This is a genomic window from Halopseudomonas xiamenensis (assembly GCF_014219065.1).
GTDB classification, from domain to species: Bacteria; Pseudomonadota; Gammaproteobacteria; order Pseudomonadales; family Pseudomonadaceae; genus Halopseudomonas; species Halopseudomonas xiamenensis.
Map to the genome: position 1 here is coordinate 133,277 of NZ_JACLGO010000002.1, position 23,926 is coordinate 157,202.

24 protein-coding genes are annotated in these 23,926 nt (G+C 60.3%); 20 read left to right on the plus strand and 4 right to left on the minus strand.

The features are described from left to right. Window positions 1-18 precede the first annotated feature (18 nt). Genes recF through dnaA form a run of 3 tightly spaced genes read right to left on the minus strand, consistent with a single transcriptional unit; the run spans window position 19 to window position 3,753 of the window. Window positions 19-1,113 (minus strand): DNA replication/repair protein RecF, encoded by a 1,095-nt coding sequence (gene recF / locus H6X51_RS01980; RefSeq protein WP_185265844.1) that lies wholly within the window; start codon window positions 1,111-1,113, stop codon window positions 19-21. Between the two features lie 5 nt (window positions 1,114-1,118). After that, window positions 1,119-2,222: a DNA polymerase III subunit beta gene (dnaN, locus tag H6X51_RS01985; RefSeq protein ID WP_185265845.1), complete on the minus strand. Its 1,104-nt coding sequence runs from the start codon at window positions 2,220-2,222 to the stop codon at window positions 1,119-1,121. 49 nt (window positions 2,223-2,271) lie between these two features. After that, window positions 2,272-3,753, minus strand: a complete 1,482-nt coding sequence (gene dnaA / locus H6X51_RS01990) for a chromosomal replication initiator protein DnaA (RefSeq protein ID WP_185265846.1) — start codon at window positions 3,751-3,753, stop codon at window positions 2,272-2,274. A gap of 636 nt (window positions 3,754-4,389) precedes the next feature. On the opposite strand from dnaA, the gene rpmH reads away from it, so the two are divergent. The 5 genes from rpmH to mnmE all read left to right on the plus strand — a co-directional run bounded on the left by rpmH (window position 4,390) and on the right by mnmE (window position 8,316). Further along, entirely contained in the window at window positions 4,390-4,524 is a 135-nt protein-coding gene (gene rpmH, locus H6X51_RS01995) for a 50S ribosomal protein L34 (RefSeq protein ID WP_074779021.1), read from the plus strand. 14 nt (window positions 4,525-4,538) lie between these two features. After that, window positions 4,539-4,937 (plus strand): ribonuclease P protein component, encoded by a 399-nt coding sequence (rnpA, locus tag H6X51_RS02000; RefSeq protein ID WP_185265847.1) that lies wholly within the window; start codon window positions 4,539-4,541, stop codon window positions 4,935-4,937. Beyond that, a complete protein-coding gene (gene yidD, locus H6X51_RS02005; protein ID WP_185265848.1) occupies window positions 4,930-5,178 on the plus strand; it encodes a membrane protein insertion efficiency factor YidD in 249 nt (82 codons plus the stop codon). The genes rnpA and yidD overlap by 8 nt, the downstream gene beginning before the upstream one ends. After that, on the plus strand, window positions 5,175-6,860 hold the full coding sequence (gene yidC, locus H6X51_RS02010; RefSeq protein ID WP_185265849.1) for a membrane protein insertase YidC: 1,686 nt from the start codon (window positions 5,175-5,177) through the stop codon (window positions 6,858-6,860). The genes yidD and yidC overlap by 4 nt, the downstream gene beginning before the upstream one ends. 85 nt (window positions 6,861-6,945) lie before the next feature. Then, the gene (mnmE, locus tag H6X51_RS02015; protein ID WP_185265850.1) at window positions 6,946-8,316 is read left to right on the plus strand and encodes a tRNA uridine-5-carboxymethylaminomethyl(34) synthesis GTPase MnmE; all 1,371 of its coding nucleotides are present in this window, start codon (window positions 6,946-6,948) and stop codon (window positions 8,314-8,316) included. Window positions 8,317-8,349: 33 nt separating this feature from the next. Here the strand turns inward: mnmE and grxB are convergent, their stop codons facing one another. Continuing rightward, window positions 8,350-8,985, minus strand: a complete 636-nt coding sequence (gene grxB / locus H6X51_RS02020; RefSeq protein WP_185265851.1) for a glutaredoxin 2 — start codon at window positions 8,983-8,985, stop codon at window positions 8,350-8,352. A 518-nt stretch (window positions 8,986-9,503) separates the two neighbouring features. Between grxB and mnmG the strand changes: the two genes are divergently transcribed. The 15 genes from mnmG (at window position 9,504) to cfaB (ending at window position 23,918) form a co-directional block, all read left to right on the plus strand. Next, window positions 9,504-11,402, plus strand: coding sequence for a tRNA uridine-5-carboxymethylaminomethyl(34) synthesis enzyme MnmG (mnmG, locus tag H6X51_RS02025; protein WP_185265852.1), 1,899 nt, complete (start codon window positions 9,504-9,506; stop codon window positions 11,400-11,402). Continuing rightward, window positions 11,399-12,037 carry a 16S rRNA (guanine(527)-N(7))-methyltransferase RsmG gene (gene rsmG / locus H6X51_RS02030; RefSeq protein ID WP_185265853.1) on the plus strand — a complete coding sequence of 213 codons (639 nt, stop codon included), beginning with the start codon at window positions 11,399-11,401 and terminating at the stop codon, window positions 12,035-12,037. The genes mnmG and rsmG overlap by 4 nt, the downstream gene beginning before the upstream one ends. A gap of 17 nt (window positions 12,038-12,054) precedes the next feature. Beyond that, complete coding sequence (locus H6X51_RS02035; RefSeq protein ID WP_185265854.1) at window positions 12,055-12,852, plus strand: ParA family protein; 798 nt, start codon at window positions 12,055-12,057, stop codon at window positions 12,850-12,852. 22 nt (window positions 12,853-12,874) lie between these two features. Further along, window positions 12,875-13,735 (plus strand): ParB/RepB/Spo0J family partition protein, encoded by an 861-nt coding sequence (locus tag H6X51_RS02040; RefSeq protein WP_185265855.1) that lies wholly within the window; start codon window positions 12,875-12,877, stop codon window positions 13,733-13,735. A gap of 157 nt (window positions 13,736-13,892) precedes the next feature. Further along, window positions 13,893-14,297: a F0F1 ATP synthase subunit I gene (locus tag H6X51_RS02045; protein ID WP_185265856.1), complete on the plus strand. Its 405-nt coding sequence runs from the start codon at window positions 13,893-13,895 to the stop codon at window positions 14,295-14,297. Between the two features lie 14 nt (window positions 14,298-14,311). After that, complete coding sequence (gene atpB, locus H6X51_RS02050) at window positions 14,312-15,166, plus strand: F0F1 ATP synthase subunit A (RefSeq protein ID WP_185265857.1); 855 nt, start codon at window positions 14,312-14,314, stop codon at window positions 15,164-15,166. 63 nt (window positions 15,167-15,229) lie between these two features. Next, window positions 15,230-15,469, plus strand: coding sequence for a F0F1 ATP synthase subunit C (gene atpE / locus H6X51_RS02055; RefSeq protein ID WP_185265858.1), 240 nt, complete (start codon window positions 15,230-15,232; stop codon window positions 15,467-15,469). A gap of 89 nt (window positions 15,470-15,558) precedes the next feature. Next, window positions 15,559-16,029, plus strand: a complete 471-nt coding sequence (locus H6X51_RS02060; RefSeq protein ID WP_185265859.1) for a F0F1 ATP synthase subunit B — start codon at window positions 15,559-15,561, stop codon at window positions 16,027-16,029. A gap of 11 nt (window positions 16,030-16,040) precedes the next feature. Then, window positions 16,041-16,577: a F0F1 ATP synthase subunit delta gene (locus H6X51_RS02065; RefSeq protein ID WP_185265860.1), complete on the plus strand. Its 537-nt coding sequence runs from the start codon at window positions 16,041-16,043 to the stop codon at window positions 16,575-16,577. 15 nt (window positions 16,578-16,592) lie between these two features. Beyond that, window positions 16,593-18,137 (plus strand): F0F1 ATP synthase subunit alpha, encoded by a 1,545-nt coding sequence (atpA, locus tag H6X51_RS02070; RefSeq protein ID WP_185265861.1) that lies wholly within the window; start codon window positions 16,593-16,595, stop codon window positions 18,135-18,137. Between the two features lie 74 nt (window positions 18,138-18,211). Beyond that, entirely contained in the window at window positions 18,212-19,072 is an 861-nt protein-coding gene (gene atpG / locus H6X51_RS02075; RefSeq protein WP_185265862.1) for a F0F1 ATP synthase subunit gamma, read from the plus strand. Between the two features lie 48 nt (window positions 19,073-19,120). After that, a complete protein-coding gene (gene atpD, locus H6X51_RS02080; protein ID WP_185265863.1) occupies window positions 19,121-20,497 on the plus strand; it encodes a F0F1 ATP synthase subunit beta in 1,377 nt (458 codons plus the stop codon). 44 nt (window positions 20,498-20,541) lie between these two features. Then, complete coding sequence (locus H6X51_RS02085) at window positions 20,542-20,985, plus strand: F0F1 ATP synthase subunit epsilon (RefSeq protein WP_185265864.1); 444 nt, start codon at window positions 20,542-20,544, stop codon at window positions 20,983-20,985. Between the two features lie 304 nt (window positions 20,986-21,289). Continuing rightward, window positions 21,290-22,663: a bifunctional UDP-N-acetylglucosamine diphosphorylase/glucosamine-1-phosphate N-acetyltransferase GlmU gene (gene glmU, locus H6X51_RS02090; RefSeq protein WP_185265865.1), complete on the plus strand. Its 1,374-nt coding sequence runs from the start codon at window positions 21,290-21,292 to the stop codon at window positions 22,661-22,663. Between the two features lie 67 nt (window positions 22,664-22,730). Further along, window positions 22,731-23,918 (plus strand): C17 cyclopropane fatty acid synthase CfaB, encoded by a 1,188-nt coding sequence (gene cfaB, locus H6X51_RS02095; protein ID WP_185265866.1) that lies wholly within the window; start codon window positions 22,731-22,733, stop codon window positions 23,916-23,918. Window positions 23,919-23,926: the final 8 nt, after the last annotated feature.

A 23,926-nucleotide genomic window follows, 5' to 3' on the forward strand; every position in this document is an offset into this window, starting at 1 on the left:
TCACAATTACTCCAGACGTCATTCGGTCCGCACAATGTGTCCATGTTCCACGTGGAACATCGTCACAGGTGTATCGTTTTTCCAGCAATCACGCATCTGTTCCGCTTCCACGCAGCTGACGAAGACCTGACATTGCAGGTCTTCCAGCAGAGCGCAGAGCGCCTTGCGGTGGTACTCATCCAGTTCGGAGGGCAGGTCGTCCACCAGAAAAATGCAATCCTGTTGCGCTCCATGCTCCTTGAGCAGATATCCCTGCGCGATCTTCAGCGCGCAGACCACCAGCTTCTGTTGCCCCCGGGAGAGGATATCCACTGCGTTCATGCCCTTGATCCGCAACCGCAGATCGGCGCGTTGCGGTCCGGATTGGGTATAGCCCAATTGGCTGTCGCGATCGAACTGATCATCCAGCACCTGAGCCAGGCCCTTTTCCTTGTCCCAGCCCCGGTAGTAACTCAGGGTAAGATCATCGAGTGGCACCAGCCGGGATAGTATGTCTTCAAACACCGGCTTCAAGCGCTGCAGGTAGGATTGTCTGAATACATCGATTCGTTCGCCGGCCGCGATCAGCTCCGATTCCCAGGGGACCAGCATCGAACGTTGTATTCTACCACGTCGCAGCAGGCTATTACGTTGTTTGAGGCTTTTTTGCAACCTTTGCCATACCGGAAGAAACTGATGTTCCACGTGGAACACTCCCCAATCCAGGTACTGGCGACGCTGCTTCGGTGCCCCTTCCAGCAGGCGAAAGCTGTCGGGATTGATCAGTTGCAGCGGCAGGGTTTCCGCCAGTTGGGCAATGCTGCGGACAGTTTCACCGTCGATGCGGATCTGATAATCAGCCTGCTTGCTGCGGGTGATACCCATGGAACTGGTAACGCCGTCCCGCAGGGCAACCTCGGCAAATACCGTGCAGGCATCCAGGCCGTGTTGAATCACCGGGTGCAGTCGGGTGCTGCGAAAGGAACGTGCCAGGCCGAGAATATGAATGGCTTCGAGCAAACTGGACTTGCCACTGCCATTAGCGCCGTAGATGAGATTGATGCGGGGGGAGGGGTGGAGAGTCACCGGGTGCAGATTGCGCACCCCGGTGACGGCGAGTCTCTTGAGCGGCATACAGCTCAGAGACGCATGGGCATGACAACGTAGAGACTGTCGTCGGATTCGGATTCCTGGATCAGTGCGCTGCTATTGGCATCGGACAGGATCATCTTGATCTGCTCGTTGCTCAATACGTTCATCACGTCCAGCAGGTAACTGACGTTGAAGCCGATTTCCAATGGCGCGCCGGAATAATCCACCACCGCGTCTTCTTCCGCCTCTTCCTGCTCCGGGTTGTTGGCCTGGATCTTCAGCAGCGAATCGCTGAGCATCAGGCGGATGCCGCGGTACTTCTCGTTGGACAGAATCGCGGTACGGCTGAAGGCATTGCGCAGCGACTGACGATCGGCGAGCACCACCTTGTCACCACCGCGCGGCAACACCCGCTCGTAATCCGGGAACTTGCCGTCCACCAGCTTGGAGGTGAAGGTGAAGTCGCCGGTAGTGGCGCGGATATGGTGGGTGCCCAGTACGATATTGATCAGGTCGTCGGCTTCACCCAGCAGGCGGGCCAGCTCCAGGATGCCCTTGCGCGGCACGATCAACTGGTACTTTTCCTGATAATCGATATTCGCGTCCACGGTGCACATCGCCATGCGGTGGCCATCGGTGGCCACGGCGCGCAGCTGGCCCTGGTTGATTTCCAGCAGCATGCCGTTCAGGTAATAACGCACGTCCTGCTGGGCCATGGCAAAACCGGTGCGCTCGATCAGGCGCCGCAACTTGTTCTGGTTGATGGCGAAGCTCATGGCACCGGCGCCGTCTTCCACATTGGGGAAGTCGGTGGCCGGCAGGGTGGCCAGGGTGAAGCGGCTGCGACCGGCCTTGAGAATAGCCTTGCCTTCCTCGACGCGGAAGTTGATGGTGGCTTCATCCGGCAGGGATTTGCAGATGTCCATCAACTTGCGCGCCGGTACGGTGATCTCACCGGGCTCGGCTGGCTCTTCCAGGTTGATCCGTCCGATCAGTTCGACCTCCAGGTCGGTACCGGTCAATGACAGCGTGCTTCCATCGACCACCATGAGAACATTGGACAGAACCGGCAGCGTCTGCCGGCGTTCGACGACACCTGCCACCAATTGCAATGGCTTCAACAGGGCTTCGCGCTGGATGGTAAATTGCATTGTCTTCCTTCGACCTCGTGCAGGTTGGCAATTTGCTTGGCACACACGCTCAGGTGGTCAGTGTCCGCAGCAGGTTTTTGTAATCTTCGCGGATATCCGCATCAATTTCACGCAATTCTGCGATCTTTCGTGTGGCATGCAGCACAGTTGTATGGTCCCGTCCGCCAAAGGCGTCGCCGATCTCCGGCAGGCTGTGGTTGGTCAGTTCCTTGGACAGCGCCATCGCTACCTGGCGCGGTCGGGCCACCGAACGCGAGCGACGCTTGGACAGAATATCCGCCACCTTGATCTTGTAGTACTCGGCGACGGTGCGCTGGATATTGTCGATACTGACCAGCTTGTCCTGCAGGGCGAGCAGGTCCTTGAGCGATTCGCGGATCAGCTCGATGGTGATGTCCCGGCCCATGAAGTGCGCACTGGCGATGACCCGCTTGAGCGCCCCCTCCAGTTCACGCACGTTGGAGCGGATGCGCTGGGCGATGAAGAAGGCGGCATCGTGCGGCAGATCGATGCGCGACTGCTCGGCCTTCTTCATCAGAATGGCAACCCGGGTCTCCAGCTCCGGCGGCTCCACCGCCACCGTCAGGCCCCAGCCGAAACGCGATTTGAGGCGTTCTTCCAGACCGTCGATTTCCTTGGGATAGCGGTCGCTGGTCAGGATCACCTGCTGTCCACCTTCCAGCAAGGCATTGAAAGTATGGAAGAATTCCTCCTGGGAGCGTTCCTTCTTGGCGAAGAACTGGATGTCGTCGATCAGCAGCGCATCGACCGACCGGTAGTAACGCTTGAAGTCATTGATGGCGTTCATCTGCAACGCCTTGACCATATCCGCCACGAACCGCTCGGAATGCAGATAGACGATCTTGGCCGCCGGGTTCTTCTTCAGCAGATGGTTGCCCACCGCATGCATGAGGTGAGTCTTACCCAAACCGACACCACCGTACAGGAACAGCGGGTTATAGCCATGCTTGGGATTGTCCGCCACCTGCCAGGCCGCAGCGCGGGCCAATTGGTTGGATTTACCCTCGACGAAGTTCTCGAAGGTGAAGCTGCGGTTCAGGTAGCTGGTGTGCTTGACCACCGCATTGCCAGCCTGATCGGCCCGCTGCGGAGCGCGGGGCTCCTCTTCATCCACCTTGTCATGGGAACCCTGCTCGGGCTGGAAGCCCTGGGCATTGCCCGAGGGACGAGGAGCTGGGGGTGGCGCCGCTGGCGGAGCCGCTTCTTCAGCACGTGGCGCCGGGGAGCTCATCGCTGCCGGTGCCGGAGCGACCGCGGCGGCGCTGCGGCGGCTGCCGATCAGCAGCGACACCAGCGGCGCCTGCCCCTGGGACAGATCATCCAGCAACTCCTGGATACGGTTCAGATACTTGTCGTTGACCCAGTCCAGCACAAAGCGGTTCGGTGCATACAGACGCAGCTCGGCATTATCGCCTTCCACCTGCAGGGGACGGATCCAGGTATTGAACTGCTGGGATGGAAGCTCATCACGCAAAAAGTCTATGCATTGCTGCCAGAGTACAACAGACACTAAATTCCCCCGACTTCAAGCCTGCACGGCTCGAGTTGCTTGATGAAAGATTCGCGCAGGCAAGCCGGTCGGCAAACCCACGAAAACATCAGGCATTCTAGCCTTTCCCCCCTCACTTATCCACACGCGGGCACAGCTTGTGCAGCCCCGTGTGACAAATTTCCGGCTGCCATGTTTTCGCCCATCCGGCAACCGCTTTTTTACCCCAAACCCTTGCCGGATGGGCCTCATGAACCCTGTGGACAACCTCTGTAGCAGACTGTTGGCAAACCGCGGCGCAAACCGGGGATAATTCCGGCTGTGGATATCCGCCCCGCTTATCCACAGCCGGAGCACAGCAACAGGCCCACCTCTCTCACAACTTGTCCACTGCCTTTGCTTGGGCTGAAATCTGCGGCCTGATGGACCTGGCCGGGGTTATCCACAGAAAACCGCTGCCTCATTAAGAACTACATAAGTAATCTTTTAAAAATCTTTCTCTTTGTATTCTTGTTCTACGTCCGCTTGTCATTTCATTGCCAGCCGCTCGGACGTCGGGGAATAATTCAAATTGACCTCGGGCGCCTTCTTCTCTAGAATTCCCGATCCCTTGAAAGGGCTTAGCGGCTCTGTCGTGAATTACTCAGGTATCTGAAGATGAAAAGAACTTTCCAACCCAGCGTTTTGAAGCGCAAGCGCAACCACGGTTTCCGTGCTCGTATGGCTACCAAGAACGGTCGCGCCGTTCTGGCTCGTCGTCGTGCCAAAGGCCGTCACAAGCTGTCAGCTTAAGACCGGATTTACAGGTGGATCTCGGATTCGCTCCTGAACACCGGCTATTGACGCCCGCACAGTTCAAGAACGTCTTCGATGGAGCTACCTGTAAGGCCTCAGGTCCCAATATCCTGTTACTGGCCCGGCACAACGGCCAGGCACATGCACGCTTGGGGCTGGTCATTGCCAAGAAAAATGTCCGGCATGCGGTCGATCGCAACAAGATCAAGCGCATTGCCCGCGAGTCGTTCAGACATCATCGTACTGAGCTGGACAACCTGGATATTGTCGTCTTGGCCCGCAAGGGCCTGGGCGAGCTTGACAATGCTGCGCTGCATGCCCTGTTCAAGGACATGTGGCGCCGGCTGAACAAGGCCGCTGACAAGTACAACCGCACTCGCAATTCCGGACCCCCGTCATCCAATGCGTAGCCTCGCACTCGGACTGATCAAGGTTTACCGTTACGCTATCAGCCCGCTGATGGCCAGTCATTGTCGTTTCTACCCATCCTGTTCCTGCTATGCCCAGGAAGCCATCGAACAACATGGTTTTCTCAAGGGCAGTCTGCTCAGCGTCCGGCGCCTGTCTCGCTGTCATCCCTGGAACCCGGGTGGCTATGATCCTGTACCACTCCAGAACAACCGTTCTTCTCAGATGGCCAATAAACCATGAACATGCAACGAAACATCCTCATAGCTGCCTTGCTCGTGATTACCTATCTCATGGTGCTGCAGTGGAACAATGACTACGGTCAGGGTGCGCCGCTGCCGGCCAGCGAAACCGAGATGAACGCCGCCACCGGCGATCTGCCATCGCTGCCGACGGCAGATGGCGTGGATGGCGATGTACCCCAGGCGGTGGAGCCGGGTGGCAACGACATTCCGAGCACGCCGGTGCAGACCGCAGCCGCCTCCGGCGACCTGATCCGTGTTGAAACCGATACCCTGCACCTGCTGATCAATCCGCTGGGTGGCGATATCGTTTCCCTGTCGCTGCCGGCCTATCCGATGCGCAAGGACCGTCCGGACCTGCCGTTCCAGTTGCTGGAGCAGAGCAACAACCGTACCTATGTCGCACAAAGCGGACTGGCCGGTCGCAATGGTCCGGATGCGCGGGCCAATGGCCGTCCGCTGTACAGCGCCGAGCAGACCAGTTACCGCCTGGATGATGGCAGCGAGCAACTGATCGTTGACCTGCATTTCAGTGAAGACAGCGTCAACTACATCAAGCGCTTCACCTTCACCCGCGGCGATTACCTGATCGATGTGGATTACCTGATCGACAACCAGAGCGACTCAGCCTGGACCGGCAGCCTGTTCGGCCAGATCAAGCGTGACCGCAGTGGCGACCCGTCCAGCTCCAGCGCCACCGGCATGGCCACCTTCCTCGGTGCGGCCTACTGGAGTGCCGACAATTCCTACGAGAAGCTCAAGTTCGGCAAGATGGATGACACCCGTCTGAAGCAGACCGTGGACGGTGGCTGGATCGCCTGGCTGCAGCACTATTTCGTCAGCGCCTGGGTACCCAACGCCGAGCAGCAGCATGTCTACCAGACCCGCAAGGATAGCCAGGGCAATTACATCGTCGGCTTCGTCAGCCCGGCAGTGAACGTATCCGCCGGTGAGCAGGCGACCATCAGTGCTGATTTCTACGCCGGACCCAAACTCCAGGATCGCCTCAAGGCCATCTCTCCCGGCCTGGAACTGACCGTCGACTACGGCTTTCTGTGGTGGATCGCGCAACCGCTGTTCTGGGTACTCAGTCTGATCCACAGCGTGGTCGGCAACTGGGGCTGGAGCATCATCCTGCTGACCATCCTGATCAAGCTGGTGTTCTTCCCGCTGTCGGCCACCAGCTACCGTTCCATGGCCAACATGCGCCGGGTCGCACCCAAGCTGCAGGCGCTGCGCGAGCAGTACGGCGATGACCGACAGAAGATGTCCCAGGGCATGATGGAGCTGTACAAGAAGGAAAAGATCAACCCGCTGGGTGGCTGCCTGCCGATCCTGGTACAGATGCCGGTGTTCATCGCCCTGTACTGGACCCTGATGGAAAGCGTCGAGATGCGCCAGGCCGAGTGGCTGGGCTGGATCACCGACCTGTCGCTGAAGGACCCCTACTTCATCCTGCCGATCCTGATGGGCGTGAGCATGTACATCCAGCAGCAGCTCAACCCCACTCCGCCGGACCCGATGCAGGCCAAGGTGATGAAGATGCTGCCGATCATCTTCACCTTCTTCTTCCTGTGGTTCCCGGCCGGTCTGGTACTGTACTGGGTGGTCAACAACATCCTGTCGATCGCGCAACAGTGGTACATTACCCGACAGATCGAAGGCGCCGCGGCGAAGGACTGATCACCGCCGCCAGACCACACGCAAACGCCCCGATATCGGGGCGTTTTGCCATCTGCCTTTCGCTACCTGATGCAGGAACCCGAGCATGAGCCGCCAATACCACGCCGACACCATCGCCGCCATCGCCACCCCGCCGGGCCAGGGAGGCGTGGGTATCGTACGGGTTTCCGGCCCGGGCGCCCTGCAGGTGGCGCAGCAGGTCAGCCGCCTGACACCGACCCCACGTCACGCGCATTACGGCGCCTTCCACCGCGCCGACCAAGTGCTCGACCAGGGCCTGACCCTGTACTTCCCCGGCCCGCATTCCTTCACCGGCGAGGATGTGCTGGAACTGCACGGCCACGGCGGCCCGGTGGTCATGGACATGCTGCTCAAGACCTGCCTGGACAGCGGCGCACGCCTGGCGCGGCCCGGCGAGTTCAGCGAACGGGCGTTTCTCAACGACAAGCTGGACCTGGCCCAGGCCGAGGCCATCGCCGACCTGATCGAAGCCAGCTCCGAGCAGGCCGCACGCAATGCCGTGCAATCGCTGCAGGGGGCCTTTTCCCAGCGGGTGCAGGCGCTCACCGAAGCGCTGATCAGCCTACGCATCTATGTCGAGGCGGCGATCGACTTTCCCGAGGAAGAGATCGATTTTCTCGCTGATGGCCATGTACTCGAGCAGTTGCGGCAGGTGCAGGCACAACTGCGCCAGGTCCAGCGCGAAGCTGGCCAGGGCGCACTGCTGCGTGATGGCATGAACGTGGTCATCGCCGGCCGGCCGAACGCCGGCAAGTCCAGCCTACTCAATGCCCTGGCCGGCAAGGACAGCGCCATCGTCACCGATATCGCCGGCACCACCCGGGATATCCTGCGCGAACATATCCACATCGACGGCATGCCGCTGCATATCATCGACACCGCCGGCCTGCGCGATACCGATGATGTGGTGGAGAAGATCGGCGTACAACGGGCCATGGCGGCAATCGCCGAAGCCGACCGCATCCTGCTGGTGGTCGATGCCAGCCAACCGGAAGCCCGCGACCCGGACAGCCTGTGGCCGGAATTCCTCGACCAGCACCCGGACCCAGCGAAAATCACCCTGATCTACAACAAGGTGGATATCAGTGGTGAACCCGTGGCCATCCGTTCAGCCGCCGATGGCAGCGTCAGCCTGCACCTCTGCGCCCGCAGCGGCGACGGCATCGAGCTGCTGCGCGAACACCTGAAGACCTGCATGGGCTTCGAACAGACCGCCGAAAGCCTGTTCAGTGCCCGCCGCCGCCACCTGGAAGCCCTGCAACGCGCCGCCGACTTCCTGCAGCACGGCCACGACCAACTGACCCTGGCCGGCGCCGGCGAGCTACTCGCCGAGGATCTGCGCATGGCGCAGCAGGCGCTGGGAGAAATTACCGGGGAGTTCAGCGCCGATGATCTGCTGGGGCGGATCTTTTCGAGTTTCTGCATCGGGAAGTGAAGAAAGGCGGGGGCCCCGCCTGGCACAAGTACCTTACACCGCCTGATCGAAATGCAGGGGCACGCCGGTGTCCCGCTCCATCCGCTGCATATAGTCCTTCACTGCCGTCGGCAAACTGACCGCCTTGACGATGCTCAGCATGCGCAGGGACGGATAGAGCACGAAGTCATCCTCATCGACGTGTTCGCGGCCGGCCAACAGCTTGTCCAGTTCCGCCAGTTGCTGCCCGACGTTGGCCGCCAACTGCGGGGTGTTGGCGATCAACTGCTCGAAATCACCGAAGTTTCTGGTCTGGCGCACGCGGAAGGCTTTGCGGGCTTCGACGGTGGCGAACTCACCCAGATCGGCAGCGGCCAGGCGTGGGATGGCCAGTTGCAGAATCGGCCTCCAGGCCGCGTCGTGCCAGGCCTTGATTGCACTGTCGGGCACTGGAGTGACCAGCGGCTGGCCGTAGCGGGCGTCGAGGTAATGCACTATATCCATGCTCTCGGCCATGTGGCTGCCATCTTCCTTTTCCAGGATGGGCGCGGTCTTCTTGCCGACCAGACGGGTGGGGGTATTGACATCGTTTTCCAGCAGCGTGTGCAGCTCCAGCGGCAGTTGTTTGAGGCCGAAGATCATGCGCGCCTTGCAGCAGAAGGGGCAGTGGTCGTAGACATACAGCTTCATGAGGTTCTCCTGAAAAGTAATTGATGGTTAATGCTAGCCTATTAATTTCATACTTTTAGTTGAAACTGTTCAGGGGAAATGAGCCGTAGTTGTCCCTGCCAACGAACCGCAATCACCCACCGCAAGCCCTGTGGACAACCCCACCTCAACCCTGCCCATAACTGCGGGTCGAAAGCTGGGGAAAACTCGCCTGTGGACAACCAGGTCAGTTATGCACAGCATGCACCCCCATGTTCACACCTGCTATGCGCAGCTCGGCCACAGGCTTATGCTTTCGGCAAGATATTGGTTTTGATGGGATTTTTTGGGTTATCAACAGATTGGAGACTCCCCATATACAACATCATTAACTATCTTTTTAAATATCTACTCTGTTTATTCTGTTTAACCCGCACCGATTTTCTCCCTGGCTTGGGCTGTTCAAAAAATGTTCAGCCAGTGCTGCAATTTTTCTGCTCTGCGCCTATAATCAGCCCCTTTTCCCGACGTCCGGCTCAACCCGGGCAACGAGGTGTATGGTGGATTTTCCGGATCGTTTTGACGTGATCGTGGTGGGTGGCGGCCATGCCGGTACCGAGGCTGCGCTGGCTGCTGCGCGCATGGGGGTAAAGACCTTGTTGCTCAGCCATAACGTCGAAACCCTGGGCCAAATGAGCTGCAACCCGGCGATCGGCGGCATTGGCAAGAGTCACCTGGTCAAGGAAATCGATGCCCTCGGCGGGGCCATGGCCAAGGCCACCGACAAGGCCGGCATCCAGTTCCGTGTGCTCAACAGCCGCAAGGGCCCGGCGGTGCGTGCCACCCGTGCCCAGGCCGACCGGGTGTTGTACAAGGCTGCCATCCGCCACACCCTGGAGAACCAGCCGAACCTGTGGATATTCCAACAGGCCTGTGACGATCTGATCGTCGAGCAGGACCAGGTGCGTGGCGTGGTCACCCAGATGGGCCTGCGTTTTCTCGCTGACAACGTGGTGTTGACCGCCGGTACCTTCCTCGGTGGGGTGATCCACATCGGCCTGGACAATTACTCCGGCGGGCGCGCCGGTGATCCGCCGGCCATCGCCCTGGCCCGGCGCCTGCGCGAGCTGCCGCTGCGGGTCGACCGACTGAAGACCGGTACCCCGCCGCGTATCGACGGGCGCAGCGTGGACTTCTCGAAGATGACTGCCCAGCCGGGCGATACGCCGATCCCGGTGATGTCCTTCACCGGCAGCGCCGACGAGCATCCCGAGCAGGTCAACTGCTGGATCACCCATACCAACGAGCGCACCCACGAGATCATCCGCAACAACCTGGATCGCTCGCCGATGTATACCGGGGTGATCGAGGGCGTTGGTCCACGCTACTGCCCGTCGATCGAGGACAAGATCCATCGCTTCGCCGACAAGGACCAGCACCAGGTGTTCATCGAGCCGGAGGGCCTGACCACCCATGAGCTGTATCCCAACGGCATCTCCACCTCGCTGCCGTTCGATGTGCAGCTGCAGATCGTGCGCTCGATCCGCGGCATGGAGAACGCGCACATCCTGCGTCCGGGCTATGCCATCGAGTACGACTATTTCAACCCGCAGGATCTGAAGTATTCGCTGGAAACCAAGGTGATCGGCGGCCTGTTCTTCGCCGGCCAGATCAACGGCACCACCGGTTACGAGGAGGCCGGCGCCCAGGGGTTGCTCGCCGGTCTGAACGCTGCCCGCCGCGCCCAGGGGCTGGACAGCTGGTGCCCGCGTCGCGACGAGGCCTATATCGGCGTGCTGGTGGATGACCTGATCACCATGGGTACCCGCGAGCCGTACCGCATGTTCACCTCCCGTGCCGAATACCGTCTGGTGCTGCGCGAAGACAATGCCGATCTGCGCCTGACCGAAACCGGTCGTGAGCTGGGCCTGGTGGATGATGCCCGCTGGGCGGTGTTCAGCGCCAAGCGCGAGGCCATCGAGGCGGAACAGCAACGACTGCGCAGCACCTGGGTGCAGCCCGGCAGCGAGACGGGCAAGGCCTTTGCCGAGCATTTCGCTACCCCGCTGACCCGCGAATACAACCTGCTGGATCTGCTGCGCCGTCCCGAGGTCGACTACCAGACGCTGAGCCGCCTGACCGGCGCCGCAGATATTCCCGCCGATGCCGCCGAGCAGGTGGAAATCCATACCAAGTACGCCGGCTATATCGAGCGGCAGCAGGATGAGATCGACAAGCTGCGTCAGCATGAGCAGACATTGCTACCGCAGGACCTGGACTATGCCACGCTCAATGGCCTGTCCAAGGAGATCAGCCAGAAGCTGGCCAGCATCCGCCCGCAGACCCTGGGCCAGGCATCGCGTATTCCCGGTGTCACCCCGGCGGCGATCAGCCTGTTGCTGATCCACTTGAAGAAGCGCAATGCGCTGACCGACGGCACATTGTCCCAGGAGGCATGACAGGCATGGTTGATCACGCCGGGCAACTGGCCCGTGGTGCGCAGCAGATGGGGATCGCTCTGGGCGACGACCAGGCCGGCCAACTGCTGGCCTACATGGCTCTGCTGAACAAATGGAACAAGGCCTACAACCTGACCGCGGTGCGTGACCCGGACGAGATGGTCAGTCGGCATCTGCTCGACAGCCTGAGCATCCTGCCCTTCGTCAGCGCCGGGCGGTGGCTGGATGTGGGCAGCGGAGGCGGCATGCCGGGTATCATCCTGGCGATCATGCTGCCCGGCAGCCAATTCACCCTGCTCGACAGCAACGGCAAGAAGACCCGCTTCCTGACCCAGGTCAAACTCGAGCTGGGGCTGGACAACCTGCAGGTGGTCAACAGCCGGGTCGAGGCGTTTACCCCGCAACAGGCATTTGACGGTATAGTGTCCCGGGCATTCAGTTCACTGGCCGACTTCACCGGGCTGACCCGCCATCTGAGCACGCCCGATACCCGCTGGCTGGCGATGAAGGGACTGTACCCGGATGCCGAGCTGCAGGCACTGGCCGATGATTTCACCGTGACGGCCAGCGAGGAACTGGCGGTGCCCGGTTGCCAGGCCAGCCGGCATCTGTTGATACTGCGACGTACGGCATAACCCTAGAGGAGATCCCAGTGGGCAAGGTACTGGCAATTGCCAACCAGAAAGGCGGCGTCGGCAAGACCACCACCACGGTGAATCTGGCCGCCTCGCTGGCAGCGACCAAGCGCAAGGTGCTGTTGATCGACCTCGACCCGCAGGGCAATGCGACCATGGGCAGTGGCGTCGACAAGGCGCAGCTGGATTTTTCCGTATATGAACTGCTCACCGACCGCTGCGGTTTCGACCAGGCGCTGCGGCGTTCCGAGGAAGGCGGTTACGACCTGCTGCCGGCCAACGCCGACCTGACCGCTGCCGAAGTCGAGTTGCTGGAACTGAAAATGAAGGAAAGCCGGCTGCGTTATGCGCTGGCCAATGTGCGCGACAAGTACGACTTCATTCTCATCGACTGCCCGCCGTCGCTGAACATGCTGACGGTCAATGCGCTGGTCGCCGCCGATGGCGTGATCATCCCCATGCAGTGCGAATACTACGCCCTGGAAGGTTTGTCGGCTTTAGTCAACACCATCCAGCGCATCGGCTCGGTACTCAATCCCGCGCTGCAGATCGAAGGTCTGCTGCGCACCATGTACGATCCGCGCAACAGCCTGACCCGCGAGGTATCCGAGCAGTTGAGCAGCCATTTCGGCGACCGACTGTACCAGACGGTGATCCCGCGCAACGTGCGCCTGGCCGAAGCGCCGAGCTACGGCATGCCGGTACTGGCCTACGACAGGCAGTCGCGTGGTGCCGTCGCCTATCTGGCGCTGGCCGGGGAACTGGTCAGGCGTACGCGCAAGGCAGCCAGGCAGGCTGCAGACGTAAACGATTAACCGGAAGAAGGACAGGACAGGCATGGCGGTCAAGAAACGCGGCTTGGGACGGGGATTGGACGCACTGCTGGGGCAGGCCAATACCAACGAGAAGAGCGAAGGCAGTCAGGATCAGCAATTGCGTGATCTGCCGGTCGATCTGATCCAGCGCGGCAAGTATCAGCCGCGCCGTGACATGGACCCCCAGGCGCTGGAAGAACTGGCCGACTCGATCAAGGCCCAGGGCGTGATGCAACCGATCGTGGTGCGGCCGATCGAGGGTGACCGCTACGAGATCATCGCCGGTGAACGGCGCTGGCGGGCCACCCAGCAGGCCGGCCTGGACAGCATTCCGGCAGTGATCCGCGAGGTGCCGGACGAAGCCGCCATTGCCATGGCGCTGATCGAGAACATCCAGCGCGAAGACCTCAACCCGATCGAGGAAGCCATCGCTCTGCAGCGCCTGCAACAGGAATTCGAGCTGACCCAGCAGCAGGTCGCCGATGCGGTGGGTAAGTCCCGGGTGACCATCACCAACCTGTTGCGCCTGATGTCCCTGCCCGATGACGTGAAACTGCTGCTCGAACGCGGTGATATCGAAATGGGCCATGCCCGCGCCCTGCTCGGCCTGCCCGCCGAGCAGCAGACCGAAGCCGCCCGCCAGGTGGTGGCGCGCGGCCTGACCGTGCGCCAGACCGAGGCACTGGTCCGGCAATGGCTGAATCCGCGCCGCGATGCCGGCAGCGTCCGGGCCAATCCGGACATAGAACGCCTGCAGCAGGATCTGGCCGAGCGCATCGGCGCCGAGGTGAAGATCCAGCATGGTGCCAAGGGCAAGGGCCGGCTGGTCATCAACTACAATTCGCTGGATGAACTGGACGGCGTGCTCATGCACATTAAGTAACAACTGCGACATTGCGGCGCACCACGGAAATCAACCGCTGTAGTTGAATCGACTACATAATCCACCTATACTCCTCGCGCTATTTTGACTGGGCAAAATGCACCAGTGTGTTGCAGAAAACGCGGTTGAAGTCGACGGGAATGCCATGAGGGTCTGAATGGACGCACGAACGCCCAACAAGTCCCCCTTTCATCGAACTCCCGCCTTCCCGGTGTTGTTTCTGCAACTGATCGTGACCTTGGCAGTAGCGCTCGTCCTGTGGTTTTTCCAGGGCTGGATAGCCGGCTACTCAGGTTTGTTGGGGGGACTCGTGGCGCTGATCCCCAACAGTTATTTCGCCTTCCGGGTGTACCGCTACAGCGGTGCCCGTTCGGCCCGCGCCATCGTCGGGGAGTTTTACTCCGGTGAGGCAGGCAAACTGATATTGACGGCCGTACTGTTCATTGCAGTGTGGCTTGGAGTGAAACCGCTGGATGTGGCGGCCGTGTTCGGCGGCTACCTGGCGGTGCTGGCCACAGGAGCCAGCGCACTGCTGATCGTCAGAGGCTTTCCAAAGCATTAGTGTCTGAGGCAAATATGGCAACTACATCAGCTGAATATATTCAGCACCACTTGCAAAACCTCACCTTCGGCAAGCTGCCGGCAGGTTACCAGCGTGCCGACGGCAGCATCGTCGAAGAAACCACCTGGACCCTCGCCCGGACCAGTTCCGAGGCAGCCGACATGGGCTTCATGGCGTTTCATGTGGACACCCTGGGCTGGTCGATCTTCATGGGCCTGATCTTCATCGGCCTGTTCCGCTTCGTTGCCAGCCGCGCCACCGTCTACACCCCCAGCGGCCTGCAGAACTTCGTTGAAATCGTCGTCGAATTCGTCCAGGGCATCGTCAAGGACACCTTCCACGGCCGTAACCCGCTGATCGCACCGCTGGCACTGACCATCTTCGTGTGGATCTTCCTGATGAACTCGCTGAAGTGGATCCCGGTGGACTACATTCCCGGCCTGGGCATGGCGCTGGGTCTGGATTACTTCAAGATCGTCCCGACCACTGATCCGAATGCGACCTTCGGCATGTCCATCGCCGTATTCGCGCTGATCATCTACTACAGCATCAAGATCAAGGGCGTGGGTGGTTTCACCAAGGAACTGACCCTGACCCCGTTCAACCACTGGGCGCTGATTCCGTTCAACCTGTTCCTGGAAGTGCTCGGCCTGCTGACCAAGCCGCTGAGCCTGGCACTGCGTCTGTTCGGCAACATGTATGCCGGCGAGGTGGTGTTCATCCTGATTGCGCTGCTGCCCTTCTATGTGCAATGGGCACTCAATGTGCCGTGGGCAATCTTCCATATTCTGGTAATTCCGCTGCAGGCCTTCATCTTCATGGTGCTGACTGTGGTGTATCTGAGCGCTGCGCATGAGGATCATCATTAAGCAGCCGGAACCGTGTTCAACCAACGATAAACTTGAACTACAACCTTGATCTTAGGAGTAATTATGGAACTCGTTATCATCGCTGCCGCTATCATGATCGGTCTGGGCGCCCTGGGTACCGGTATCGGTTTCGCCATCCTCGGTGGCAAGCTGCTGGAATCCACTGCCCGTCAGCCTGAGCTGGCTCCGCAGCTGCAAACCAAGACCTTCCTGATGGCCGGTCTGCTCGACGCCGTGCCGATGATCGGCGTTGGTATCGCGATGTACCTGATCTTCGTTGTTGCACCTGGTGTTGCCGGTTAATCGACTGGTAACGATGAACGGCAGGACACAGGTCCTGCCGCGTCGATCTTGTCCCCAGGACTCAATGAAATAGCACGAGGTAAATCGCTGTGAATATTAATCTGACGCTGTTTGGTCAAACGATTGCCTTCGCTATTTTTGTCTGGTTTACCATGAAATTCGTATGGCCGCCGGTTACCCGCGCCATGCAGGAACGCCAGAAAAAAATCGCCGAAGGCCTGGATGCGGCTGGCCGCGCCCAGCGCGACCTGAGCCTTGCCCAGGAAAAAGCCGCCCAGACCCTGCGTGAGACCAAGGAACAGTCTGCTCAGATCCTCGAGCAGGCGAACAAGAGTGCCACCCTCATTGTCGAGGAAGCCAAAGAGCAGGCACGTTCCGAGGGTGAACGTCTGATTGCAGCTGCCAAAGCTGAAATCGAACAGGAAATGAACCGCGCCAGGGATCAACTCCGGGCCCAGGTTGCCGCGCTGGCGATCAAGGGTGCCGAGCAGATCCTGGAGTCCGAGGTGGATTCCGCGGCCCACAGTGAGCTGGTCAACAAACTGGCCTCACAACTCTAAGCGAGGCGAGCATGGCTACAATCACTACGCTAGCTCGGCCTTACGCAAAAGCTGCTTTCGAGTTTGCTACCTCTGCTGCTGCCCTGGATGCCTGGTCTGGCATGCTGGCTCTGACAGCCGCTGTAGTCGCCGATCCGGTTTTTGTCGAGAGGATGGGTGATCCGGCATTGACCCGCGAGCGCAAGGCCGATGATCTGCTTCTGGTGTGCGAAGGTCGTGTTACTCCCGAGTTCGGCAACTTTGTCCGGACTCTGGCCGAGAACGATCGTCTGCTCCTGATCCCGGACATCGCCGAGCTCTTCGAGCAGTACAAGGCGGAACACGATCGCAGCATCAACGTCGAGGTGGAATCCGCCTTCGAGCTGACTGACGATCAACAGAAAACGCTGGCGACCGCTTTAACCAAGCGGTTAGACCGCACAGTAACTCCTCATGTGACCATCAACCCGGCCCTCATTGGCGGTGTGTTGATTCGTGCGGGTGACCTGGTCATCGACGGTTCGGTCCGCGGCAAGCTTGCAAAGCTGGCCGAGGCGTTGAAATCCTGATTTGAGGGACATGGCATGCAGCAACTGAATCCTTCCGAAATTAGCGAAATAATCAAGCAGCGCATCGAGAAGCTCGATGTGAACACCCAGGCCCGTAATGTCGGCACCATCGTCAGCGTTTCTGACGGTATCGTGCGCATCCACGGCCTGGCTGACGTAATGTACGGCGAAATGATCGAGTTCCCCGGTGCCGTCTACGGCATGGCCCTGAACCTGGAGCAGGACTCCGTCGGTGCCGTTATCCTGGGTAACTACCTGACCCTGGCCGAAGGTATGGAAGCCAAGTGCACCGGCCGCATCCTGGAAGTGCCGGTTGGTCCGGAACTGCTGGGCCGCGTGGTTGACGCACTGGGCAACCCGATCGATGGCAAGGGTCCGATCAATGCGCAACTGACTGACGCGGTGGAAAAGGTAGCGCCTGGCGTTATCTGGCGTAAGTCGGTCGACCAGCCGGTACAGACTGGCTACAAATCGGTCGACGCGATGATCCCGATCGGTCGTGGCCAGCGTGAGCTGATCATCGGCGACCGCCAGATCGGCAAGACCGCCATGGCGATCGACGCGATCATCAACCAGAAGGACAGCGGCATCAAGTGTGTCTACGTCGCGGTTGGTCAGAAGCAGTCGACCATCGCCAACGTGGTACGCAAGCTGGAAGAGCACGGCGCTCTGGCCAACACCATCATCGTTGCCGCCTCGGCTTCCGAATCCGCTGCCCTGCAGTTCCTGGCACCGTATTCCGGTTGCACCATGGGCGAGTTCTTCCGCGACCGCGGTGAAGATGCGCTGATCGTGTTCGACGACCTGTCCAAGCAGGCCGTTGCCTACCGTCAGATCTCCCTGCTGCTGCGTCGTCCGCCGGGCCGTGAAGCCTACCCCGGTGACGTCTTCTATCTGCACAGCCGTCTGCTGGAGCGCGCATCGCGCGTGTCCGAAGAGTACGTCGAGAAGTTCACCAACGGCGAAGTGAAAGGCAAGACCGGTTCCCTGACCGCCCTGCCGATCATCGAAACCCAGGCCGGTGACGTATCCGCCTTCGTTCCGACCAACGTGATCTCGATCACCGACGGCCAGATCTTCCTGGAGTCCGACCTGTTCAACTCCGGTATCCGCCCTGCGGTCAACGCCGGTGTGTCGGTATCGCGGGTTGGTGGCTCGGCACAGACCAAGATCATCAAGAAGCTGTCCGGTGGTATCCGTACCGCGCTGGCCCAGTACCGTGAACTGGCGGCATTCGCCCAGTTCGCCTCGGACCTGGACGAAGCGACCCGCAAGCAGCTGGAGCATGGTCAGCGCGTTACCGAGCTGATGAAGCAGAAGCAGTATGCTCCGATGTCGGTCGGCGAAATGGCCATCAGCCTGTACGCTGCCGAGAAGGGCTTCCTGACCGACGTCGAGATCAATAAGGTCGGCGCGTTCGAGACTGCCCTGCTGGCCTGGTTCAAGCGTGAGAAGGCCGACCTGCTCGCCAAGATCAACGAGAAGGGCGACTACAACGACGAGATCGAAGCCGGTATCAAGTCTGGCATCGAGAACTTCAAGGCGACCCAAAGCTGGTAAGCCGAGGGCGGGATACGGCATGGCCGTGTCCCGCTTCGTGCGATACGGCCACGGGCTAACCTGAAAGGTGTGACATGGCAGGCGCAAAAGAGATTCGCGGTAAAATTTCGAGTATCAAGAGTACTCAGAAGATCACCAGCGCCATGGAAAAGGTGGCGGTCAGCAAGATGCGCAAGGCACAGCAGCGCATGGCGACCAGCCGTCCCTACGCTGAGCGGATTCGTCAGGTGATTGGCCATCTGGCCAATGCCAACCCCGAATATCGCCACCCCTTCATGCAGGAGCGTGAAGTCAAACGGGTTGGTTATATCGTGGTCAGCACGGATCGTGGTCTTTGCGGTGGCTTGAACACCAACCTGTTCAAGGCACTGGTAACAAACATGAAAGAGTGGCGTGACCGTAACGTCGAAACCGAGCTGTGCGTGATCGGCAGCAAGGGTGCTGCGTTCTTCCGCAGCTACGGTGGCAATGTTGTCGCGGCAATCAGCAACCTGGGCGAGAAGCCGGCGTTGAGCGACCTCATCGGCAGCGTCAAGGTCATGCTTGACGGCTACCACGAGGGGCGTATCGATCGCCTGTACCTGGTCTCCAACGAGTTCGTCAACACCATGGTGCAGAAGCCCAAGGTGGAGCAACTGATTCCCCTGGTGCCTTCGGACACCGAGCAGTTGCAGGAGCGTTGGGACTACGTGTACGAGCCGGATGCCCAGGGGCTGCTGGATGGTCTGCTGAAACGTTACATCGAATCCCAGGTGTACCAGGCAGTCGTCGAGAACAGTGCCAGCGAACAGGCGGCACGGATGATCGCGATGAAGAATGCGACTGACAATGCGGGCGATATCATCGACAGCCTGCAGCTGATCTACAACAAGGCACGTCAGGCTGCGATCACCCAGGAAATTTCGGAAATCGTCGGCGGCGCCGCCGCGGTTTAATGCGGTCGGCAAGACGAAACGGTTTCATACCACTTAGAGGAACCAACAATGAGTAGCGGACGTATCGTTCAAATCATCGGTGCCGTCATCGACGTGGAATTTCCGCGCGATCAGGTGCCGAACGTCTATGACGCGCTGAAAGTCGTCGGCGCGGAAACCACCCTGGAAGTCCAGCAGCAGCTGGGTGACGGCATCGTCCGTTCCATCGCCATGGGTAGCACCGAAGGCCTCAAGCGTGGCCTGGATGTGAACAACACCGGCAGCGCCATCGCCGTACCGGTAGGTGCGGGCACCCTGGGCCGCATCATGAACGTACTGGGCGAGCCGATCGACGAAGCCGGTCCGGTAGCCTGTGACGAGCAGTGGGGCATCCACCGCGCGGCGCCGAGCTATGCCGAACAGGCTGGCGGCACCGACCTGCTGGAAACCGGCATCAAGGTCATCGACCTGGTCTGCCCCTTCGCCAAAGGCGGCAAGGTAGGCCTGTTCGGCGGCGCCGGCGTGGGCAAGACAGTGAACATGATGGAGCTGATCAACAACATCGCCAAGGCGCACAGCGGTCTGTCCGTGTTCGCTGGTGTTGGTGAACGTACTCGTGAAGGTAACGACTTCTACCACGAGATGAAGGACTCCAACGTTCTGGACAAGGTTGCGATGGTCTATGGCCAGATGAACGAGCCGCCGGGTAACCGTCTGCGCGTTGCCCTGACCGGCCTGACCATGGCCGAGAAGTTCCGTGAGGAAGGCAAGGACGTACTGCTGTTCATCGACAACATCTACCGCTATACCCTGGCCGGTACCGAAGTATCCGCCCTGCTGGGTCGTATGCCGTCCGCGGTAGGCTATCAGCCGACCCTGGCCGAGGAGATGGGTGTTCTGCAGGAGCGCATCACCTCCACCAAGACTGGCTCGATCACCTCGATCCAGGCGGTATACGTACCAGCCGATGACCTGACCGACCCGTCGCCGGCCACCACCTTCGCTCACCTTGACGCGACCGTGGTACTGAGCCGTGACATCGCCTCCCTGGGTATCTACCCTGCGGTTGATCCGCTGGACTCCACCAGCCGTTCGCTGGACCCACTGGTCATCGGTCAGGAGCACTATGACGTGACCCGCGGTGTACAGTATGTTCTGCAGCGCTACAAGGAGCTGAAGGACATCATCGCCATCCTGGGTATGGACGAGCTGTCCGAGGAAGACAAGCAACTGGTAGCCCGCGCTCGTAAGATCCAGCGCTTCCTGTCGCAGCCCTTCCACGTGGCCGAGGTCTTCACCGGCGCGCCTGGCAAGTACGTGTCCCTGAAGGAAACCATCCGTGGCTTCCAGGGCATCCTGAACGGTGATTACGATCACCTGCCGGAGCAGGCTTTCTACATGGTCGGCACCATCGACGAAGCGGTAGAGAAAGCGAAGAACATGTAATGGGCCGCGCCCGCGCAAGCGGGCGCAGAACCGAGGCAACTTGAATGGCTATGACAGTGCACTGCGATATCGTAAGCGCGGAAGAAGAGCTGTTTTCCGGCCTGGTCGAGATGGTCGTGGCACACGGCAACATGGGTGACATCGGCGTTCTGCCCGGTCACACGCCGCTGCTGACCGATCTCAAGCCGGGCCCGGTTCGGGTGATCAAGCAGGACAAGTCCGAAGAGGTGTTCTACATCTCCGGTGGCTTCCTGGAGGTTCAGCCGAGCATGGTCAAGGTGCTCGCCGACACGGCCATCCGCGCCGGCGACATCGACCAGGCAGCTGCGGAAGAAGCGAAGCAGGCCGCGGAAAAGGCTCTCAACGAGAAAGGCGCCGAGTTCGACTACGGTTCGGCCTCCGCCCGTCTCGCCGAAGCCGCAGCCCAATTGCGCACCGTGCAGGAACTGCGCAAGAAGTACGGCGGACCGGCGCTGAACAACCGGTAATGAAAAAGGCAGCTTAGGCTGCCTTTTTTGTGTCTTTTTTGTCAGATAGTGGTGTGGACGCTCTGAGCAGGTATGCCCTGTGCTGACACGCCGTGAATACGTCCATGTAGGCTCGTTGATGGCATCCCTGCCATCAAACGGTCAGCACAGGGCATACCTGCTCGCCGCTGTTCATTATCGTGGTTAGCATGTTCAGATACCTTGTATCCGTCTGGAACGACTTGCCATCCCCTTTGTCTAGTTGCAGGTCGCAGTTGTCTGCTTCTATCATCCAAGCCCCAAGCAATTTCCAGGACTATTTTTCATGAATCTCCACGTCGTCATCCTCGCCGCCGGACAGGGCACCCGCATGCGTTCTGCACTTCCCAAGGTACTGCACCCGGTCGCGGGCAAGCCGATGCTGGAACATGTGATCGACAGCGCTCGCGCGCTGTTGCCGCAGGGGATTCATGTGGTCATCGGCCATGGCGCCGAACGGGTACGCCAGACACTGAATGCAGCCGACCTGAACTGGGTACTGCAGAGCGAGCAGCTGGGTACCGGACATGCGGTGGCCCAGGCGCTGCCGCATATCAGTGGTGCCGATCAGGTGCTGGTGCTCTACGGTGATGTGCCGCTGCTGCAGGTGGAGACACTGAAGGGGCTGGTGCAACAGGCGGGCAACCAGGCATTGGGCATGCTCACGGTGGTGATGCAGGATCCCACCGGCTACGGCCGCATCATCCGCGACCAGGCCGGCCAGGTGCAGGCGATCGTCGAGCAGAAGGATGCCAGCGCTGAGCAGTTGCTGATCAACGAGGGCAATACCGGCATCATGGTGCTGCCGGGCAGCCAGGCGGCCGGCTGGCTGTCGAGCCTGTCCAACAACAATGCCCAGGGCGAGTACTACCTGACCGACGTGGTGGCCCTGGCGGTCAGCCAGGCGGTGCCGGTGCAGGTGGCCCAGGCGGGTGACGAGCTGGAGGTGATGGGGGCCAACAATCGCCAGCAGCTGTCGGTGCTCGAGCGTGGCTGGCAGCGGCGCGAGGCCGAGCGGCTGATGATCCAGGGCGCCTCGCTGGCCGATCCGGCACGGCTGGATGTGCGTGGCGAGGTGACCATCGGCCGGGATATCAGCATCGATGTCAACGTGGTACTGGAAGGTCGGGTGGTGATCGAGGACGACGTGGTCATCGAATCCAACTGCGTGATCCGCGACTCGGTGATCAAGGCCGGCAGCGTGATCAAGGCGTTCAGCCACCTGGACGGTGCCGAGGTGGGTGCCGATTGCGACGTCGGCCCCTATGCGCGCCTGCGGCCGGGTACCGTGCTGCACACCGGAGCCAAGGTCGGCAACTTCGTCGAGACCAAGAAGACCGTGCTCGGCGCCGGCTCGAAGATCAATCACCTGTCCTATGTCGGCGATGCCGAGGTGGGCAAGGGCGCGAATATCGGCGCCGGCACCATCACCTGCAACTATGATGGTGTGAACAAGTTCGTCACCCGTATCGGCGACGGTGCCTTCATCGGCTCCAACACCGCGCTGGTGGCGCCGGTAGCGGTCGGCAACCAGGCTACCACGGCGGCCGGCTCGACCATCACCCAGGATATCCCCGATGCCACCCTCGGCGTGGCCCGTGCCCGCCAGCGTAATGTCGAAGGTTGGAAGCGGCCGACCCGGCAAGCCAGGCCGGAGTAACAGGCAAACTCCTCTGCCGTGTCCTATAGTGGTTTGAGTCTTGACCGCTGGACACAGGAGAGGACGGATGTTTGCGCAATTTTCAGAAACATTGGGCACACTGCAACTGCCCTTGCGAGTGGTCGTCAAGGGTGGCCCCACGCTCGACCTGGCCCCCGATCCACGCGTCACCCTGCAGATAAATGATCTGGGGCTGTTGCAGGAAATGCAGCAGCCGACGCTGGACAAGCTCGGCGAGGCCTATATCGATCAGCGGCTGGATATTCAGGGCAATATCATGGATGTCATCGAGGTCGCCGATCGCCTGAGCAAGGGCCTGATCGGCGAGACGCCTGCGCCACCGGTCGAGCGCACCGAGCACGACAAGCAGATGGATGCCGAGGCGATTTCCTACCACTACGACCTGTCCAATGACTTCTATGCCCTGTGGCTGGACCCGCAGATGGTCTACTCCTGTGGCTACTTCCGCAACCCCGAGGACAGCCTGGCCACCGCGCAGATCCAGAAACTCGATCATCTGTGCCGCAAGCTGCGGCTCAAACCCGGTGAACGTTTGCTGGACGTTGGTTGCGGCTGGGGCGGCCTGGCCCGTCATGCGGCGCGCTTCTACGATGTTCAGGTGCATGGCATCACCCTGAGCAAGGCGCAGCTGGAACTGGCCCAGGCGCGTAGCGAAGCAGCTGGCCTGGGCCAGCGGGTGACCCTGGAGCTGCTCGATTATCGCGACCTGCCCGGTCGGGAGGATTTCGACAAGGTGGTCAGTGTCGGCATGTTCGAACATGTCGGGCATGCCAATCTGGATGACTACTTCCGCATTCTCTATCAGCAGGTAAAACCGGGCGGGCTGGTGATGAACCACGGTATCACCGCCAAGTATGTGGATGGCCGCCAAGTTGGCCAAGGCGCGGGCAAGTTCATCGGCCGCTATGTGTTCCCGCATGGCGAGCTGCCGCATCTGTCGATGGCGATTGCCAGCATGAGCAACCAGGGCTTCGAGGTCCTCGACGTCGAAGGGCTGCGGGTGCACTACGCGCGCACCCTGGAACACTGGAGCAGCAACCTGGAGCAGCACCTGGAACAGGCACGGCAGTATGTCTCGGACAAGGCGCTGCGTATCTGGCGTATCTATCTAGCCGGCTGCGCCTACGGCTTCCGCCGTAATTGGATGAACATTCACCAGATCCTGGCGGTCAAACCCTTTGCCGATGGCAGCCATCACGTGCCCTGGACCCGCGAGGATATCTATCGACAGTGAATGATCCA